We start from the raw sequence: 1,125 nt of genomic DNA, 5'->3' as shown, positions 1-1,125 counted from the left end.
AGTTATTTTAACTTGAGGCGCTTGCTCTGAGCGCGTGCGCGAAGATTTCCTGTCAACCTGTTTTGAATTTAGCAAAGGAGCCGGTAGGCGACTGCGCACTGAGCGGAGCGAAGGGAGTTGAATGTGAGAGTGGTTTACTCTCACTCCTTTTTGAGCGAGGGTACCGAGCTGGGTTTGATTTTTGAAAAATAGGATTTTGTACGTCACTTTAAGCTGTTTGTTTTAAGGTGAGCTTCTTTAATAACTCTTTATAAACCTCTTTAAAACCTCTTTAGGATCTTGGAAAGCCTTGCTGTGACTGGAGTAGCGAGTTCTTTCGACGACATTTCTGCCGCCTTTCGACGACATTTTATTATTGACGTAGTTTATAAAAAAGGGTATGTTTAACCTAAGCTCGGAGGTGCTGCTAATGGTTAATAATATTGTTAAATACGAAAATAGATTAAATTCTATTCCTTTACGTAAATTTAATTCTCGAGAAATGAATTTATTTTTCTCAATTGCTTCTCGTGTTCGTGATCAAGGAACTACCGAGATAACATTTTCCTTCAGTGATTTAAGAAATTTAAGTAAAAATGATAGACATGGTGAAACCTTTGTTCAAGATTTAAGTTCAACTTACGATAAATTACTTTCCCTAAGTGCCTGGACAGATGACGGAAAAGTTCTTACGAAATTTGTTGCCTTTACCGAATATAGTATAGATAGGGAACAACAAATAGTAACAATTGCTGTAAATCCTAAGTTTAAGGGACTATTTAATCAATTAAGTACCTGGACAAGGTTTGGATTAGAACAATTTGTTAATCTTCGAAGCACTTATTCTAAAACGCTGTTTCGTTTAATCAAACAATATAGAACTGTTGGTAAGCGTAACTTCTCTATACAAGATTTTCGTACACTTTTAGATATTCCCGATTCCTATAGACCTACTGATATCGATAGACGCGTTTTAAAAATTTGTCGAGAGGAACTTTCTCCGATCTTTAAAGGCTTCACTATAAAGAAATTACACAAAGGGCAAGGAAATAAAGTTACAGGTTATACCTTTACATGGAAAGCCGAAGCAAATGATGAAGATGATTTTCTCAAAGGTTCTTGGTATGAAATTCATAATAAAATAAA

Annotated in this window: 1 protein-coding gene; it reads left to right on the top strand. The window is 35.6% G+C overall.

Annotation, left to right across the window (positions count from 1 at the left end; all coding sequences use genetic code 11):
• Positions 1-409: 409 nt before the first annotated feature.
• The coding region (locus FC65_RS10775; RefSeq protein WP_056972744.1) for a replication initiation protein at positions 410-1,125 on the top strand (716 nt) is incomplete at its 3' end.

It is taken from the genome of Ligilactobacillus acidipiscis DSM 15836, assembly GCF_001435755.1.
Lineage (GTDB): Bacteria > Bacillota > Bacilli > Lactobacillales > Lactobacillaceae > Ligilactobacillus > Ligilactobacillus acidipiscis.
This window is presented reverse-complemented; position numbering and strand designations above follow the sequence as displayed.